The following is a 16,652-nucleotide window of genomic DNA, read 5'->3' on the forward strand; positions in this document are numbered from 1 at the left end:
CAAAGGCTGACGTTCTGAAATGATTGAATGTCAGCCTTTTTATATGTTTAATTTTAATGTACTTGGGAATATGTAATTATGTAGCAATCGTAAAGGAGTGGATATCAATGAGTAAGAAAATAGCAACAGTCATTACAGATATGTTTGAGGATGTAGAATATACGGATCCAGTAAAGGCTTTTAAAGAGGCTGGTCATGAAGTTGTTACCATTGAAAAAGAAAAAGGAAACAATGTAACAGGAAAGCAGAAAGAAACCACTGTCACGATTGATCAAGGAATTGATGATGTGAACCCGAGTGATTTTGATGCGTTATTTATTCCCGGTGGCTTTTCTCCAGACATGTTACGTGCAGATGATCGTTTTGTTACATTTGCAAAGCATTTTATGGATGAGAAGAAACCGGTATTCGCTATCTGTCATGGTCCACAGTTATTAATTACGGCTAAAACGTTAGAAGGAAGAAAAGCAACAGGATTTAAATCGATTCAAGTAGATATGGACTATGCTGGTGCAAAGGTAGTAGATGAAGAAGTAGCGGTTTGTCAGGATCAACTTGTTACAAGTCGTCAACCTGATGATATACCGGCATTTAATCGCGAAGCAGTTCGTGTATTAAATAAATAATCGAAAAGAAAGAGGAGCTCTGCTTGATGCATAGAGCTCCTCTTTTTTTATGGTTCCATTTTTTCGATGTCAAATTGATCCTGCAGTAACAGCCAATTTTGTGGGAAAGCAAGGCCCAGCTTCCAATAGGATATGCCTAATAATCCTAACTCTTTAATTAGATTAAATTTGGCTTGGATGGATCTGGCATCCTCAAACCAGACCTCATGTTGATTGCCTTCGTTATCCGTATAAGTGAAATAGGGAGCTTGCGAGCCTTCATCAAATTTTATTTCTGCATTGTTCTCCCTCGCTATTGTTATTGCCTGTTGCGGGCTAACTGCTTGTGCAGCTTCACCACCTTCTTCATAAGGTAATGTCCAATCATAACCATATAAATTTTGCCCCAATAAGATTTTATCAGCTGGCATTTCCGTTAAGGCATATTCAACAACTTCTCTTACTTGATCTAGTGGAGATACAGCCATTGGCGGTCCATAACTATACCCCCATTCATATGTCATGAGCACGACAAAGTCTGCAATCTCTCCATGTGCTGCATAATCATGTGCTTCATACCATTGCCCGGTCTGGGTAGCGCTCGTTTTTGGTGCTAATGCAGTTGACATCAGTAAACCGGCTTGTGATAAACGCTCTTTTGCTTTCCGTAAAAAGTTATTGTACGCCTCTCTGTCCTCTGGCGGAAGAAACTCAAAGTCAAAATGAACATCGCTATATCCGCCAGTAGTAGCTGTATTGACGATATTATCCAGTAGTGTGTTTTGGACACTTTGAACGGTTACAATAATATGACCAAGTTCTTGGCTGAATTCGCCTTCTTCCAGGTTTGTTACCACAAGCATCTTCGCTGCGTTATTCTGTTGGGCAATCTCTGATAACCCGTTCAATGGGGGCGGTGTCAAACTTCCATCACGACCAACACGATAGCTGAAAATTGCTAAATAGGTTAAGTAAGGTGTTGTTTTTGTGGCTGCGTTTTCTAATGTTTCTGATACGGTTCCACCGGTTGGCTCAATATAGGCGTTTGTCGTGATAGGTGACTTAGAGACTGGCGGTATATAAAGCCTAAATCCGACTGGCAGGATATTACCTGGTGGGAAATTATTGATTTGTGCTAATTCTTGATAAGAGATACCAAATTGTTGGGCAATGGAATATAAACTATCACCAGGTTGAACAAAATAAAATTGTCCAATGATCGGGATCACTAAAGCCTGGCCGACAACAAGATTATTTGGAGCATCAAGTTCATTTGCATCGATAAGCGCCTGCGTAGTTGTGTTATACGTATTGGCAATTCCGTACAGTGACTCGCCTGAGGTAATTACATGTATTTGCATACCGATTCCCTCCTTTATGAGGTTGTTCAAAACCTACAGTTTATAGATGTGCTACTTACAATCTATGAGAAGGGAATCTTTGTTATTCCAATTATATCGCTGAGATATCAGCTTTCATGACAGAATTTAATAAATACAAAGCATAATCATTATTGTCTTTTCCTTCGGATGCCATGCAATTCTTTGGAATATGCATGTTGTATCCGTACATATAGGCATCCTTTGCAGTAAATAGAATGCAAATATCACCAGCAATGCCAGCCATTAATAGATGTGTCTTTCCTAATTCATTTAACAAGGATTGTAATGGGGTTTGAAAAAAGGCAGAGTGCTGTGGTTTAATTAAGAAATAATCTTGATCATCTGGTTTTAACGTTTCGATGATTTCTTGACTGCGATCGTTATGACAATAATCGATAATTTTGTGAAAATCAGCCTGCCATAGACCATAATGGTCATTAATATAGATGATAGGTAATTTATTCTCTTTCGCATATATCCGTAAATTTTTTAAGTCAGGTAATATTTCTTTTGTATTTGCTAATAAGTTATCTCCACCATCAAATCGAAAATCATTAATAATATCAACAAAAAGAACAGCCGTATTTTCTAATGATGTATCCAATGCGATTACTCCTTTCTAAGAGAAGGGATTACCAGTGTTACCATTTAAAACTATGATGAGCTGCTAGAGGCAAGTGCTTTATGCTTTTCTTATTAATTATTACCTTTTTCAAGGTTTTCAAACTTTTAAAGAAAGGTTGTGATAAAATTGTCAGATGAAACGTTCATGCACGTTGCAATAGAAGAAGCAAAAAAAGCAGCCAACCAAAATGAAGTACCAATTGGAGCAGTTATAACCTATGAAGGGGAAGTAATTGCCTCAGGATATAATCTTCGAGAGACTTCTCAACAAACTCTTTCTCATGCAGAGTTAATAGCAATTCAACAAGCAAATGAATTTATTGGTAGTTGGCGATTAGAAGATTGCACACTTTATGTAACATTAGAACCTTGCCCTATGTGTGCTGGGACAATCGTTCAATCACGAATAAAGCGTGTTGTATATGGAGCTAAAGATCCGAAAGCTGGTTGTGCAGGTACGTTAATGAATCTCTTAGAGGAAGAAAGGTTTAACCATCAAGTAGAAGTAACAAGTGGAGTATTAGAAACAGAATGTGGCGACCTTTTAAAGAATTTTTTCAAAGAGCTTAGGCAGCAGAAAAAAAACAAGTAAGGGAGAGACGGCAATATAAGCCGGAAAATATAAAAGTGTAGTAATGAAACGCTGAGCGAAGATAGAAACTGTTACGATTAATCCGAAATCGAAATGATCAAGTGAAATCATTGGCGGTCTATTATATGAATAATATACTTTTGACTCAGACTCTTAATTTTCCATGCTCTACCATTGCATTTTTAATATAATATAGGTATAATGATTAATGCCGTGCTAAGTGGGGAGGTAGCGGTGCCCTGTACTCGCAATCCGCTATAGCGAGGCCGAATCCCCACCCGAGGTACAATGACTTTATGGTCTGCCTCAAGAGAGTGGTGTTGACGCTTAGGTCCTGCGCAACAGGAACCCATGAACCCTGTCAGGTCCGGAAGGAAGCAGCAGTAAGTGGTCATTCCTGTGTGCCGCGGGGAAGCCTAGGTAGAGCCATGAACTTGAGTAACGCATAGGGTTGTTGTATCAACGGTGGGTGCACGGTTTACATATAAAAAGAAAACCTCTGACTCATTATAGTCAGAGGTTTTTTAATTACTTTGTATAGCCTTCTTCAACAAGATCAAGCCTTCCGGTATTTGGATCAATAATTAATCCATGAACAGGGATATTATCTGGAATGAGTGGGTGATTACGAATGGTCGATACACTTGTTTTTACACTGTCTTCTACATCTGCAAAACCATTTAAGAACTGATCTAGATTTACTCCAGCATTTTGTAAGGTATCTAGTTTTTCTTGCGTAACCCCACGTTTCTTCATTTTTTCTATTGTTTGATCTGCTTTAACATTTCCCATTCCACAATCATAATGGCCAATGACGCATACTTCATCAACGTTTAATTCATAGACTCCTACAATAATACTCTGCATAACATTACCAAATGGTTCGGAGACAAGTGCCCCCGCTGTCTTTACAACCTTGGCATCACCATTCGCAATATTCATTGACTTAGGTAATAATTCTACTAGTCTTGTATCCATACAAGAGAGTATGAGTACACGCTTATTCGGAAGTTTATTACGTTCAAAATCTTCATATTCTTCATTTTGAACGAACGCTTTGTTAAAGGATAGAATTTCATTTAATAAAGTCATTGTTAGTCTCCTTTTCTACATATTCAATACTAATTATAAAGCAAATGATTAAAAACGACACGAGTTATAGTCGAAATGTTAGATAATGGGATTGATTTTTTCTTATTTGTTGTACCGCCATGGTTCACATTCCCCCCTAAAATAGAGTATAATTAGAAAGAGATTTTAAAGGAGAATCGTATCATGAGCTATCAGGCATTATATCGCGTATGGCGTCCAAGGAATTTTGCTGACGTGGTCGGGCAAGCCCATATAACACGGACATTACAGAATGCGATTGTACAGGAAAAATTCTCCCATGCTTACTTGTTTTCTGGCCCACGTGGTACAGGGAAAACTAGTGCTGCGAAGATTTTTGCTAAAACGATTAACTGTGAACGTTCGCCAGTCAAAGAACCATGTAATGAATGTGCAGCATGCCGTGGAATACAAGACGGTTCTATTTCTGATGTCATTGAAATTGATGCTGCATCGAATACAAGTGTTGAAGATATACGTGAAATTAGAGATAAAGTAAAATATGCCTCTAGTGTAGTACCTTATAAAGTATATATCATAGATGAGGTACACATGATATCCGTAAATGCGTTTAATGCATTGTTAAAAACATTAGAAGAACCGCCACAGCATGTCGTATTTATCTTAGCTACAACAGAACCCCACAAGATCCCGTTGACGATTCTATCTAGATGTCAGCGGTTTGACTTTAAGCCTATTTCAAATCAATCGATTGTAGAACGCATGCAAACGATTCTTGATGTAGAGGGAACCGCTGTATCTAAAGAAGCATTAGATACGGTAGCCTTAGCGGCTGAAGGCGGTATGCGAGATGCCTTAAGTATTTTAGACCAAGCGATATCTTATAGTGAGGAATCGGTTGAACTAGAAGATGTTTTAGCGGTTACAGGGGGCGTATCGCAACAAACACTAACAAGTATTGTCCGCGCAATGTATGAAAAGGATGTACAACATGCGCTTATGCAGCTGAATGAGTTGATTCAAAAGGGGAAGGACCCAGCTCGGTTTGTTTATGATATGATCTATTTCTTACGAGATGTATTACTTTATAAAAGTGCCCCAACCCTAGAAGCGCTTCTTGAACGAGCACGTGCAGATCAACCTTTTAAAGAATTAGCCGCGAAGGTAACGAATAGTTGGATTCAAGAAGCAATGAATCAACTAAATCAATGTCAACAGGAAATTAAGTGGACAAATAGCCCTAAAGTATACATTGAAATTGCTATATTATCCATTACAAATGGAAAAGACAATCAAGCCCAATCAGCTCAACCTGCGGATTCAGAGATGATAGCTAGATTAACCTCACAACTTGGGCAATTAGAAAAAGAGGTGAACTTACTGAAGGAAAACCCTGTAGTAAGTGCGCAACCTGCACCGCAGCGTGAAACACGGAAAGCACCATCTCGATCATCTAAGAATAGCTATAAGATTCCATACGAGCGAATTAGAGATGTCCTCAAGCAGGCAGAGAAATCCGCATTAAAACAAGTACATTCACAATGGGCGGCCTTTTTGTCCAATTTAAAAAAAGCAAACGCACCGGCTCACGCTACCATACAAGACAGCAAACCAGCGGCAGCTTCAGATAAGGTGCTTGTAGTCGCGTTTAAATATGAAATCCATTGTTCCTTGTTCTTAGATAACCAGGAAACCATAGAATCCGTATTGGCAAATGTCATGGGAAAATCGTTAACAATCATACCAATACCGGAAACGGATTGGAAAGAATTACGCACAGAATATATATCGAATCAAGAAAAAACAACGACAATTCAGGAAGAAAGTACTGCTGACCCTCTTGTAGAAGAAGCGAGAAAACTGTTCGGGGACGATGTGGTTGAAATTCACGATTAACCAATGAACGTATCTATTATTAAAAGGAGGTATTTCCATGAAAGGAAATATGGGAAATATGATGAAGCAAATGCAAAAAATGCAAAAGAAGATGATGAAAGCACAGGATGAATTACATGAGATGTCTTTTGAAGCATCTGCAGGTGGCGGAATGGTTACTGTAACTGCAAATGGAAAAAAAGAGATTACAGATATTCAAATTAATGAAGAAGTTATTGATCCAGATGATGCAGAAATGCTACAAGATTTAATTCTGACAGCTACCAATGATGTTCTAAAACAAATTGATGATAAAACAAATGATACAATGGGACAATTCACGAAAGGGTTGAATATGCCTGGAATGTTCTAATTCTTGGAGGCGTATAAATGTATTATCCAGAACCAATTTCGAAGCTAATTGACAGTTTTACTAAATTGCCAGGAATCGGACCAAAAACAGCAGTCCGTCTGGCTTTCTTTGTTTTGAATATGCAGGATGATGACGTAATGGATTTTGCTAATTCCTTGGTTAATGCCAAGCGAGAACTAACCCATTGCTCTACCTGTGGTCATATTACCGATCAGGATCCTTGCTCCATTTGTCAAGATACAACACGAGATCAATCGATTATTTGTGTGGTACAAGATCCAAAGGATGTTATTGCCATGGAAAAAATGAAAGAGTATCATGGCAAGTACCATGTACTTCATGGTGCTATATCTCCTATGGATGGCATTGGGCCAGAGGATATTAATGTACCAGATTTAATTAATCGACTGAAAGATGAACAAGTTGAAGAATTGATTTTGGCTACAAATCCAAATATTGAAGGGGAAGCTACAGCAATGTATATCTCCAGACTTGTAAAGCCATCTGGCATCAAGACAACAAGAATTGCTCATGGGCTGCCTGTTGGGGGAGACTTGGAATATGCAGATGAAGTAACCTTATCAAAAGCGCTTGAGGGTAGAAGAGATCTGTAGGAATTAGGTGAATAAATGGCTAAAAAAATAAAGAAAAAAGAGATGGACGGACAATTACTAGAAACAATGATACGGTTGGAAAAAGAGTGGAAGCAAATTGAATCGATGGTATCTAGAAGCATTGATCCCTCTATGGATGGAAACTATTGGGAAGCTTTTGCTCAAGCTAAGTATCTATTTTTACTACGTGAAGCAAGGCATCGAAAATTGCGGGCGACCTATCATTAAATCCAAAAGTTAATTGATTTGGACAGCAAAGACAAGGCAGTGATGTACTTGTCTTTTTCTATAGGTAAGGAAGTAGTTGCTCATAGAAATTTACAACTGCAGCACATCTCCTACTTGGCTGCTTTTATATTTTCGTATGATACTTTTAAAAATAGGGGGAATGAATATGAGTGATCATGCTAAACGCTATCAATTATTTGCCCAAGAAGCGAAGGATAGCAGTCCACTTTATGAGCATTTGGCGTGGAAGATTTCTGAAGATATGGATATGTTACGCTTAAGCGGTCATGCAGCAAAAGGCCAGCCAGAGCCGAATTTATTCTTAGGAGCCGTGCATTATCTGTTGCTTCAGGGGAGAGACCATTCCTTGCAAGCATTTTACCCGAGTTTAGTAGAAAATCCTGCTGATTATCAACAAGTATTCCCAGAGTTTAAAGACTTTTGTACTACCCATCAATCATCGATTATCGATATTCTTGAATCAAAGCGGGTGCAGACCAATGAAGTCAGAAGATGTGCGTACTTGTATCCAATATTCTGTGGCATTTTTAAGCAGACAAATAAACCATTGTCTTTAATAGAAATAGGAACAAGCGCAGGATTGCAATTACTGGTAGAACAATATAGTTATTCCTATGGGGATGGTATAATATATGGAAACCCAAGCGCTGCATTACACATCACTTCAAGAGTGAGGAAGGGGAAGAAGCCACCGCATTTAGCGATTCGGCCTTCTATTGTTTCTCGAGTCGGTGTGGATTTGCATTGTTGTGATGTAACAAAAGCCTCCGATTATAATTGGTTACGTGCGCTTATTTGGCCAGAAAATCAAGAGCGGGTAGAACTTCTAGCATCTGCAGTTGAGCAGCTGAAGAAAAGCCCTCCATGTCTGTTAGAAGGAGATGGTGTGAAACGAATCGTTGACTTATCGAAACAAGCACCAGCCGATAGCATTGTTTGTATATTTCACACGCATGTAGCTAATCAAATACCATTAGAAGTAAAAAATAAATTGATGGATAATTTACAGCAAATAGCCAAGCATCGTGATGTTATTCATATCTATAATAATATGTCAGACCGCAATTTACATATAGACGCTTACATTAATGGCGAAGAGCATATGTATAATCTAGGTGAAACCGATGGGCATGGTAGATGGTTTGACTGGGAATGGCAGAATAAGTAATAGAAACAAACGGTATTGTACCTAATTCTAGGTAGGTGTAGATAATAAAGATGCTGTGTTCGGAAAAACTAAAATATATATGTATCATCAACCTTGTTAATAATGTAATCTGCCGTTTGCACAGCTCTTTCCCATTGTTCAGTTTTTAGGAAGTAATTAAATAATTCCTTTTCATATCGTTTCATGGTAACGAAAAATCCATGTTCTTTAAAATAAGGTAATGCTTTTTCTGTTAAGTAATGATAATACTGTTTTTCTTGATCAAATATGGTGTAATAATGTAGCAAAAACACATGGTTATATAGGGGTTCTTTTATTTCTGAAGCAATGGATAAGCCCTCTTCAATTAAGGATATTAATTGGTCTTTTTCTAAAAAATCCCCTTCATTTGCACATCGAACATATCCTTCTAGTGACAGTAAATAAATATTACTCTTCTTTTCTTTTAAATCCATGGATGCTTTATATAATTTTCCTGCTTCATGGTATTTTTTTCTTTTTAAGTGTTCATAGGCAAAGTTATGTAGTATTTTCCCCTTTTTATCTGGTGAGTTACACAGATCGCAAAGACGAATTAAATCTTGATATTGTTCTTTTGTTTCTTTGAAATTACGATGTTGACCCGACTCCACTTCAATTAGCATTAAATTTTCTGTATCAATAACCCCGAGAAAATAATTTTTCTTTTTATAAGCATTAAGTGCTTTTTCTCCGTAATAATATGCTAGCACGGGGGAGTGAATATGATGATAAGCTGCGGCTAAGTCATAATAAACTAATGCATTTGAATAAATATCGAATTGAATACTTTTTAATAGATGGATGGACTTTAAATGATCGTCTGTCATCATAAAGTAGATACCTAACACATGTTTCATAAGATTTTCTTCATAATTATTGAGTTTATTGCGCTTTTTTTGCAGTGTTTTAATTAATGTTCCTGCTTCTTTAATAAAACCTTGCTTCAAATGATAGATTCCTTTTAGAAGCAAATAGTAAAGATAATATTCTGAAATAATTATCATTTCATTTTCCTGGAATTCATCATAAATGGTAGTAGCACTGCTATAATCTTGAGATATTATCATCTCGTGCCACTGGTCTAACTTCTTTTTTAAATTGATTAAATTGGCAGTTTCCTGCTCCATATTAATGTTAAGTCTTTGAGCTAATAACATAGTGATTTCAGGAGAATACTCCGTTAACCCTCTTTCTATTTTACTAATATGTGTCACAGAACAAATTCCTCGCCCAAGTTGCTCTTGGGTGATTTTTGCTTTTTCTCTGTAAAATTTTAAGATTTTCCCTTCATACATCGCTGTGTGCCCCCTTATTAGAAGATCTTCATCATTAAATAATCATAATCTTTGTATGAGGATTAATGAAAGCTCCTGTCAATACAATAACCGGCTTTTTTATACCAATTATAGCTGACTTGGGGTAATTATTAATAGTGCTTTTGATGTGAATTTAGCTCTTATAATTACACGTAGGCCAGAATACGATTGACGATTAGAATATAGTACGACTGATTAGAGTAAATTTTTAAACCTATTGTATTTCTAGGAATAGTAATCCGAATTTACTATTTTAAATTTTCGGAAATAACAGAATTACCCCAATTTACAGTATTAAAAAGTAGATATAACATATTTAATAAGAAGGAATTTTACTTGAAGTCCACTACATGAAAGGAGGAAAGTGATTCAAATCTAATTTTAGTAGAAAAAAGAGAGGGGAATAGTAGGCTATGTTAAAACGTAGATTGCAATTGTTCACAATTTATTTATCTATTTTTTTACTTATCATGTATCTACTTCCTGGTCACACATTCGCTTCGTCGAATAAAGATAAGGAAATAAATAATCTATTAAGTAACATAACTGCAGAAGAGCGCAAGGCTATCCATGAATTAGAAGCCGATAAAGGTTTTACTATACACCCAGATATTAATATAGAAAGTTCAGAGCCCGTAAAAGTAATTGTTGAATTTAAGCAGGATCCTGCAAAGGTTGAGGTAGCAAAAGCAAAGGCAATGAGGTCACGTAGCAAGGTTACTTTATCGCAAGCAAAAGAAAAAGTAGAATCATCACATAAACAATTTAAAGAAGTCCTAAAAAAAATGAAGAAAACAAAATCTACTGATGGGCCTTCTATTACACATGAGTATCGGCATGCAATAAATGGTGTGGCAATGACATTGCCTGGAAATTCAGTTAAAGATTTAATTCAAACGGGTGTTGTTAAGCGTGTTTGGAAGGATAAAACCGTTCGCTTAGAATTACCTAAAGTTGATCAAAAGAAAGTGGAACCAAAAATGGCAGATAGTGTCCCGCAAATTGGTGTAGACCGATTACATGATGAAGGCATCAAAGGGGAGGGAATTAAAGTTGGGGTAATTGATACTGGTATTGATTATAACCACCCTGATTTGACGGATGCCTATCAAGGTTATCGTTTTACGGAAGGAGAAAACCCAGCTGAAATCGATCCTAGCCAGGTTAAAGGCTGGGATTATATCGATAATGATGCTGATCCAATGGAGACGACCTATAAAGATTGGCGAGAATCTGGTGAAGCTGAATTTATTAGTGGCGTAAGTTATTACACATCACATGGCACCCATGTATCTGGGACGATTGCTGGTACAAAGAGCAATGATGTTGATTATGCGGTCAAAGGTGTAGCTCCTGAAGTGGATTTATATAACTATCGTGTTTTAGGTCCTTATGGTTCTGGGCCAACCAATGGGGTTATCGCAGGAATTGATAAGGCTGTTAAAGATGAGATGGATGTTATCAATCTATCCTTAGGATCTAATGCGAATGATCCTTTGTCTCCTACATCTTTAGCAGTTAATAATGCTGTATTATCTGATGTAGTAACAGTAGTAGCAGCAGGTAATGCTGGACCAGGTGAGAAAACAGTAGGATCGCCTGGGGCCGCTGCATTTCCTATTTCTGTTGGAGCAAGTGATGTGTCACAGACTATCCCCACGTTTAGCGCTACAGCAGGAGATGTGACGGTAACAGATATGCAACTGTTAGCAAAAAATTTCACAGATAATCTAGAAGCGTTCAAAGATCAATCCTTTTCTATAGTTGACGCAGGGCTGGGGTATGCTGAGGATTTTGCAGCGGTTGATGTAGAGGGGAAAATTGCATTAATAAAGCGTGGCGAGATTTCCTTTGATGAAAAAGTTAAAAATGCAAAAGATGCAGGTGCAGAAGCTGCCATTGTATTCAATAATGAAGACGGGCAAATCCCTTATTATATTGGAGAAAGTACAGCCTATCTTCCAGCATTCCGTCTTTCTAATGAGGATGGACAGGCTTTGAAAGAGGTTCTTTCAGATGAACTTTTACTAACGTTTGGCGAGTTAACAAATACGGAATCAGAAGGTGACCATTTAGCAGATTTCAGTTCGAGAGGACCTGCAGCACAAAATTATGATATCAAGCCAGATGTTGTTGCACCTGGGGTGGCAATTTTCTCTACTTACCCATCCTATGTTAATGATCCAGAACATAATAATTATGATTTAGCTTATGCACGTATACAGGGTACATCCATGGCTTCTCCACATGTTGCAGCGTCAGCAGCACTTATTTTACAAGAGAATCCAAATTACAGTCCCTTTGAAGTAAAAGCCGCCTTAATGAATACCTCTGTTGATCTAAAAGAAAATTACTCTGTCTATGAAGTAGGATCGGGGAGAATTAATGCTTATAATGCTGTTCATACTAATACATCGGTTAAAGTCCTTGATAAAACAGAGATGTTGGATGGGGAAGAAACCACTATGATCGACGAGGTTACTGGTTCCATTGGCTATGGCAGCTATTATTTAGAGGAAGGGGAAGGTTTGGAAGAAAAGAAAGATATTCGCATTGAGAATCACTCAGCCGAGGAGAAATCATATGCCATAAATGTTGAATTCCTACACGGAAATGAAGAAGGGATCGAGTTAAACGTACCTGAATCAATAACTGTTGGATCTGAACAATCAGAGGAAATCAATGCAACGATTCAAGTACCAAAAAATGCAGAATATGGCATGTTTGAGGGATATATCCATGTTGAAAACGAAGCTAGTGAAGAGAATTTCCAAGTACCATTCGCTGTTCGTGTTACCGATAAAGGGATTGATTATGTCGATTTAGACCGCCAAGCAGTTCCAAATGAATGGACATTTCATCCATTTTTACTTCCATTTATCAATATGGCCTTAAAAATAAAAAGTCCAATCGAAACAATGGATGTTATTGTGAAAGATGGAGAAACACAAGAGCCGATTGGATTAGTCGGTACATTAGATAGCAGTAATATGGAAGTTGGTAGAGAGTATTACGTGTTGCAAGCATTTATGGGAAGCGTTTTTCCATTTACCGATGACACAGAAAATCCAATAGCAGAAGAAAGAGTCAAATTACCAGAAGATGATTATATCCTTGAAGTGATTGGTCACGATGAGAATGGAGATACGTACACCATACAGAATGTTGCTATTGTCGATAATACACCACCGGAATTAACGTTTAATGATTTGGAACCAGGAGTACATGAAGTGGATGAGTCTATGTATACAGATGAGGATGGGCATCATGCTCTATGGGTTCATACGAATGTGTATGATTCTACAATTGATGTTTTAAAATCAAAAGGCTTGGATTATGATCAATCGGAAAATATTGTCGCCTATTATCAGAATTCTCCATTTCCAGGTCAGATTCCAGTTGAAGCAAACGGAAATATGAAGTTTGGTTTATTGCCTGAAGAAATTGAGAATGGACCAGTAAATTTAGATTTATTGCCTGTTGATTTAGCTACGAATGCCGATATTGTTAATAAAACGAGGTACACATTTGTTGAAGAAGGAACAGCCTATGGCATGTCTACTTATGACAAAGAGGAAATAAAGAAAGGCAATACATTTACCTTGACATTAAGTCTAAACAACGTGAAGGCGTTAATGTCTGGGGAATTTGAAGTAGAGTATGCGAAGGATCTTTATCAGTTTGATGGAGTTCAGGTAAATGAAGCATTTGCAGCATATGCAGAAGAGAATGACTTAGAAATAAACTTGAACGAACCTTCATTTAGAGAAGACTATTGGACAGATTTTGTGAAAGTAGGAGCATCTATCGAAGGTAATGCGTTTTCAGGCATTGATAAAGATATGAAATTTCTTGATGTCACATTTGAATTAATTGATGACCACTATTACGGTGGCGCAACAAGTCTATCTGTTGACGATTTTAGTTATGAGAAAGCCGGTGAATCAGAACCAGTATCGATCTCTGTTTTCTCACATGACAAGTATACGATTGTTCCAAAGCATTCTACTATTACAGGTTTTATCGAGCCAGAAGCATTTCTTCATGAGGATGGATTTGTATTACAGAAAGATTATGAAGAAATGGGCGTTAAGATATATGCAAAAGATCAAGATGGTAAAAAATACAGAGGTACGATTACAGAGCAGGGGAATTTTACGATCAAGGGGCTTCCGGTATCTGAAAGAACGTACAATGTCTATGTTGAAGTCCCCGGTCATTTAAATAATGTATTGGAGACAGAAGTAGGGATAGAAGAGAATGGTGAAGTTATTGGCGAATCCAAGCGAGTGCATCCAGACATGAACACTGCTGGAGATATCAATGGCGATAAAGTTGTCGACATCCATGATGTAATGCGTGTTGTAGCCCATTATGGTAAAGAAAATGATAAAACGGATGTAAACAAGGACGGAATTGTTGATGAAGCAGACATTCGTTTCATTGAAATGAATTTCTTAGATATTGGTTTTGACGCACCAGAGAATAAAACCCCGTTAGAAAAATTAGGAAATAAAGGGTTGAATGATTTTCTTAAATCAATAGGGCTAGAACCAAATAATTAGAGAGAAAAGTATGAATTGGGAATGCTACACACTTCGGTGTGTGAGTTCCTATTTATAAAAATGAGCTGTCAGGAGGGAGAGGATGGTTGAAATCAAAGATAAATTTAGGAGAGCACTGAAGATATTGCTGCGTCTTTTATTTGTTCTAATGGTTATCTTCGTTCTATTTATTGTGATTCAATTGCTTCGTAATCCTGGACAGCCTCCTTCTTTGTTTAGTTTTCAGCCTTTTACAGTCTTGTCTAATAGTATGAATCCGACATTCGAAACTGGTGATATGGTCATTGTAAAAAGATTGGAAGCATCAGAGATTCAAGAAAATGACGTTATTACCTTTAAAGAAGCAGCGGATAAATATATTACTCACCGAGTAAGTGAAGTGATTTTGCAACAGGGGAATATCCAGTTTGTTACAAAGGGGGACAATAATAATGTTGTTGATGAGACGCTGGTGTCTGCAAAGAATGTTATAGGAAAACAGGTATTTATGATTCCGAATGTAGGTTTTATTTCTAAGTTTATCAGTGGACCGGTAGGGTTTATTCTGCTTATCCTTCTCCCTTTTACTGGATATATTTGTTTGGAGGTGTATGAAAGGAGTCAGAAATCCGCAAAAAGGCATCCATCAAAACAGAATATTAAAAAGATATGAGGAGGAACTTTTATGAAAAAATTAAAGAAAACATTATTAGGTACGACTTTTGCTGGAATTTTGGTAGCTTCAGCTGGGATAGGAACATACTCTTGGTTTACTTCAGAAACAGAGGCGCAAGGTGACATGCAGAATGGAGTATTACAAATTAATAATGATAGCAATATAGAAACACCGATTTTTTCCGGAATTAAATTTGCCCCCTCACAGCTTGAATATGGAAATTGGGTGACTATTGAGAACAGTGGTGACTTAGATACGTATCTAAATGCTACTTATACACATTCAATTGATAAAGCATCCTTAGATGCATATGAGGTTGGATACATGGCTATGAAGTACACAACTACTCCCGATCAGGATACCTATGAAAAATCAAAAATACAATTAGAAAATCTATTTAATGGGGAAACAAATGAACGGACATTTACAACTGCTAATACTGAAGGAGTAGAACTTTCTGGAGAACTATTAACAGACGAAGAGGTTGATTCAGGTGAGATTACGTTCGGTGAGGGGAGTGAAGATTCCTTCTGGCAACTTGATGAAGGTCAATATATTGATATTATGATAGCTATTAAGTTAGATGAGAGTGCGGGCAATGAATACCAAGGTGCACAGTATGATGCAACTTTTCATGTGATTGGTAAACAAACAGATGATGGTGCAACGTATGAGTAATGCGAGTTAGAGGGGTGAGCGTGTAGTGGAAAGGAGAAGAGCTTTTATTATACTGCTTAGCTGCATACTCGTTTATACACTATGTATATCTATATCTTCATCTACTACAAAGGCTTGGTTTATGAGTGAAACTGAATCATACGGAAAGGTAGTCAACGCAACTACAAAAGATCTTCTAGATATTGATGCTGATCTTTTATCTTTTGATGCAGCATGTGTTACTAACATAGAAATAAAGATTAAGAATATTGCAGATGTAGAGATACCAATTAAGCTAGATGAAAAGAAACTACAATTATCACCGGGTGAGTTATTTTCGGAAGTAGTTACAAGAAAGGTGTCCTGTGAAGCTGAGCAAGTAAATTTTCATTTAATAGGATTTAATTCCTTTATTGATGAAATTATCATTGTTTCATTTGATCCACCTCCTACTTGAAGGAACGGCAGTGAAATTGAATACAGAGACTTCTAATATCTGATTAGAAGAACGCAATGTATACTGTGTAGTGTTTTTACTATGTCTGGTTCTTTTTCTTTCATTTTATGCATAAGTAGTAGAAAGGGACAAGAAAGAGGGGTTGATTAGTTTGAATTCGACACTAGTAATTTCTATTATGGTTGCATTAATTATTATCCTATTATTTGTAGGGGCGCCCGTAAAACCAATGCGCTTTATTGGACATACGACGGTAAAGCTTGGAATCGGGATATTATTTCTGTTTTTTATTAATGTGTTCGGTGGGGCAATTGGATTGCATATTCCAATAAATTTATTCACAGCGGTAATAGCTGGATTTCTAGGCATCTTCGGGTTGGCATCGTTATCAGCAATTCATTTGTTTATTATTTCATGATTGATTAAAT

Annotated in this window: 16 protein-coding genes and 1 other RNA gene; 13 read left to right on the plus strand and 4 right to left on the minus strand. The window is 37.2% G+C overall.

The window, feature by feature from the left end:
- The first annotated feature begins 107 nt into the window (after positions 1 to 107).
- Complete coding sequence (locus tag JKP73_RS07195; RefSeq protein WP_038241574.1) at positions 108 to 626, plus strand: type 1 glutamine amidotransferase domain-containing protein; 519 nt, start codon at positions 108 to 110, stop codon at positions 624 to 626.
- 47 nt (positions 627 to 673) lie between these two features.
- Here JKP73_RS07195 and JKP73_RS07200 read toward each other — a convergent pair whose 3' ends face one another.
- Entirely contained in the window at positions 674 to 1,966 is a 1,293-nt protein-coding gene (locus tag JKP73_RS07200) for a glycoside hydrolase family 18 protein (RefSeq protein ID WP_021290316.1), read from the minus strand.
- Between the two features lie 91 nt (positions 1,967 to 2,057).
- Positions 2,058 to 2,591, minus strand: coding sequence for a cysteine hydrolase family protein (locus tag JKP73_RS07205; RefSeq protein ID WP_021290317.1), 534 nt, complete (start codon positions 2,589 to 2,591; stop codon positions 2,058 to 2,060).
- Positions 2,592 to 2,738: 147 nt separating this feature from the next.
- Between JKP73_RS07205 and tadA the strand changes: the two genes are divergently transcribed.
- Together tadA and ffs are read left to right on the plus strand one after the other, a co-directional pair.
- Positions 2,739 to 3,203 carry a tRNA adenosine(34) deaminase TadA gene (gene tadA / locus JKP73_RS07210; protein ID WP_021290318.1) on the plus strand — a complete coding sequence of 155 codons (465 nt, stop codon included), beginning with the start codon at positions 2,739 to 2,741 and terminating at the stop codon, positions 3,201 to 3,203.
- Positions 3,204 to 3,414: 211 nt separating this feature from the next.
- Positions 3,415 to 3,680, plus strand: an RNA gene (gene ffs, locus JKP73_RS07215) — signal recognition particle sRNA large type.
- A 51-nt stretch (positions 3,681 to 3,731) separates the two neighbouring features.
- Here ffs and JKP73_RS07220 read toward each other — a convergent pair.
- Positions 3,732 to 4,295, minus strand: a complete 564-nt coding sequence (locus JKP73_RS07220) for a beta-class carbonic anhydrase (protein ID WP_021290319.1) — start codon at positions 4,293 to 4,295, stop codon at positions 3,732 to 3,734.
- 183 nt (positions 4,296 to 4,478) lie between these two features.
- On the opposite strand from JKP73_RS07220, the gene dnaX reads away from it, so the two are divergent.
- The 5 genes from dnaX (at position 4,479) to JKP73_RS07245 (ending at position 8,553) form a co-directional block, all read left to right on the plus strand.
- Positions 4,479 to 6,170: a DNA polymerase III subunit gamma/tau gene (dnaX, locus tag JKP73_RS07225; protein ID WP_021290320.1), complete on the plus strand. Its 1,692-nt coding sequence runs from the start codon at positions 4,479 to 4,481 to the stop codon at positions 6,168 to 6,170.
- Positions 6,171 to 6,207: 37 nt separating this feature from the next.
- A complete protein-coding gene (locus JKP73_RS07230) occupies positions 6,208 to 6,522 on the plus strand; it encodes a YbaB/EbfC family nucleoid-associated protein (RefSeq protein ID WP_021290321.1) in 315 nt (104 codons plus the stop codon).
- 17 nt (positions 6,523 to 6,539) lie between these two features.
- A complete protein-coding gene (gene recR / locus JKP73_RS07235) occupies positions 6,540 to 7,136 on the plus strand; it encodes a recombination mediator RecR (RefSeq protein ID WP_021290322.1) in 597 nt (198 codons plus the stop codon).
- Positions 7,137 to 7,151: 15 nt separating this feature from the next.
- Complete coding sequence (locus tag JKP73_RS07240) at positions 7,152 to 7,364, plus strand: YaaL family protein (RefSeq protein WP_021290323.1); 213 nt, start codon at positions 7,152 to 7,154, stop codon at positions 7,362 to 7,364.
- 160 nt (positions 7,365 to 7,524) lie between these two features.
- Positions 7,525 to 8,553, plus strand: a complete 1,029-nt coding sequence (locus JKP73_RS07245; RefSeq protein ID WP_031335306.1) for a DUF2332 domain-containing protein — start codon at positions 7,525 to 7,527, stop codon at positions 8,551 to 8,553.
- Positions 8,554 to 8,621: 68 nt separating this feature from the next.
- Here JKP73_RS07245 and JKP73_RS07250 read toward each other — a convergent pair whose 3' ends face one another.
- Positions 8,622 to 9,869 (minus strand): helix-turn-helix domain-containing protein, encoded by a 1,248-nt coding sequence (locus JKP73_RS07250; protein ID WP_021290325.1) that lies wholly within the window; start codon positions 9,867 to 9,869, stop codon positions 8,622 to 8,624.
- Positions 9,870 to 10,303: 434 nt separating this feature from the next.
- Between JKP73_RS07250 and JKP73_RS07255 the strand changes: the two genes are divergently transcribed.
- The 5 genes from JKP73_RS07255 (at position 10,304) to JKP73_RS07275 (ending at position 16,642) form a co-directional block, all read left to right on the plus strand.
- Positions 10,304 to 14,455, plus strand: coding sequence for a S8 family serine peptidase (locus JKP73_RS07255; protein ID WP_200411050.1), 4,152 nt, complete (start codon positions 10,304 to 10,306; stop codon positions 14,453 to 14,455).
- An 82-nt stretch (positions 14,456 to 14,537) separates the two neighbouring features.
- The gene (locus JKP73_RS07260) at positions 14,538 to 15,107 is read left to right on the plus strand and encodes a signal peptidase I (protein ID WP_200411051.1); all 570 of its coding nucleotides are present in this window, start codon (positions 14,538 to 14,540) and stop codon (positions 15,105 to 15,107) included.
- 12 nt (positions 15,108 to 15,119) lie between these two features.
- Positions 15,120 to 15,788, plus strand: a complete 669-nt coding sequence (locus JKP73_RS07265; RefSeq protein ID WP_200411052.1) for a hypothetical protein — start codon at positions 15,120 to 15,122, stop codon at positions 15,786 to 15,788.
- A gap of 121 nt (positions 15,789 to 15,909) precedes the next feature.
- Complete coding sequence (locus tag JKP73_RS07270) at positions 15,910 to 16,224, plus strand: hypothetical protein (protein WP_200411053.1); 315 nt, start codon at positions 15,910 to 15,912, stop codon at positions 16,222 to 16,224.
- A 151-nt stretch (positions 16,225 to 16,375) separates the two neighbouring features.
- Positions 16,376 to 16,642 (plus strand): pro-sigmaK processing inhibitor BofA family protein, encoded by a 267-nt coding sequence (locus tag JKP73_RS07275; protein ID WP_021290330.1) that lies wholly within the window; start codon positions 16,376 to 16,378, stop codon positions 16,640 to 16,642.
- Positions 16,643 to 16,652 lie beyond the last annotated feature (10 nt).

The organism is Virgibacillus salexigens (assembly GCF_014905415.1).
GTDB classification, from domain to species: domain Bacteria; phylum Bacillota; class Bacilli; order Bacillales; family Amphibacillaceae; genus Virgibacillus; species Virgibacillus salexigens.

Bases quoted from the DNA above. Each gene is read 5' to 3' on its own strand.
- JKP73_RS07195 (WP_038241574.1), top strand. From the start codon at position 108: ATGAGTAAGAAAATAGCAACAGTCATTACAGATATGTTTGAGGATGTA.
- JKP73_RS07200 (WP_021290316.1), bottom strand. From the start codon at position 1,966: ATGCAAATACATGTAATTACCTCAGGCGAGTCACTGTACGGAATTGCC.
- JKP73_RS07220 (WP_021290319.1), bottom strand. From the start codon at position 4,295: ATGACTTTATTAAATGAAATTCTATCCTTTAACAAAGCGTTCGTTCAA.
- dnaX (WP_021290320.1), top strand. From the start codon at position 4,479: ATGAGCTATCAGGCATTATATCGCGTATGGCGTCCAAGGAATTTTGCT.
- JKP73_RS07230 (WP_021290321.1), top strand. From the start codon at position 6,208: ATGAAAGGAAATATGGGAAATATGATGAAGCAAATGCAAAAAATGCAA.
- recR (WP_021290322.1), top strand. From the start codon at position 6,540: ATGTATTATCCAGAACCAATTTCGAAGCTAATTGACAGTTTTACTAAA.
- JKP73_RS07240 (WP_021290323.1), top strand. From the start codon at position 7,152: ATGGCTAAAAAAATAAAGAAAAAAGAGATGGACGGACAATTACTAGAA.
- JKP73_RS07245 (WP_031335306.1), top strand. From the start codon at position 7,525: ATGAATATGAGTGATCATGCTAAACGCTATCAATTATTTGCCCAAGAA.
- JKP73_RS07250 (WP_021290325.1), bottom strand. From the start codon at position 9,869: ATGTATGAAGGGAAAATCTTAAAATTTTACAGAGAAAAAGCAAAAATC.
- JKP73_RS07255 (WP_200411050.1), top strand. From the start codon at position 10,304: ATGTTAAAACGTAGATTGCAATTGTTCACAATTTATTTATCTATTTTT.
- JKP73_RS07260 (WP_200411051.1), top strand. From the start codon at position 14,538: ATGGTTGAAATCAAAGATAAATTTAGGAGAGCACTGAAGATATTGCTG.
- JKP73_RS07265 (WP_200411052.1), top strand. From the start codon at position 15,120: ATGAAAAAATTAAAGAAAACATTATTAGGTACGACTTTTGCTGGAATT.
- JKP73_RS07270 (WP_200411053.1), top strand. From the start codon at position 15,910: ATGAGTGAAACTGAATCATACGGAAAGGTAGTCAACGCAACTACAAAA.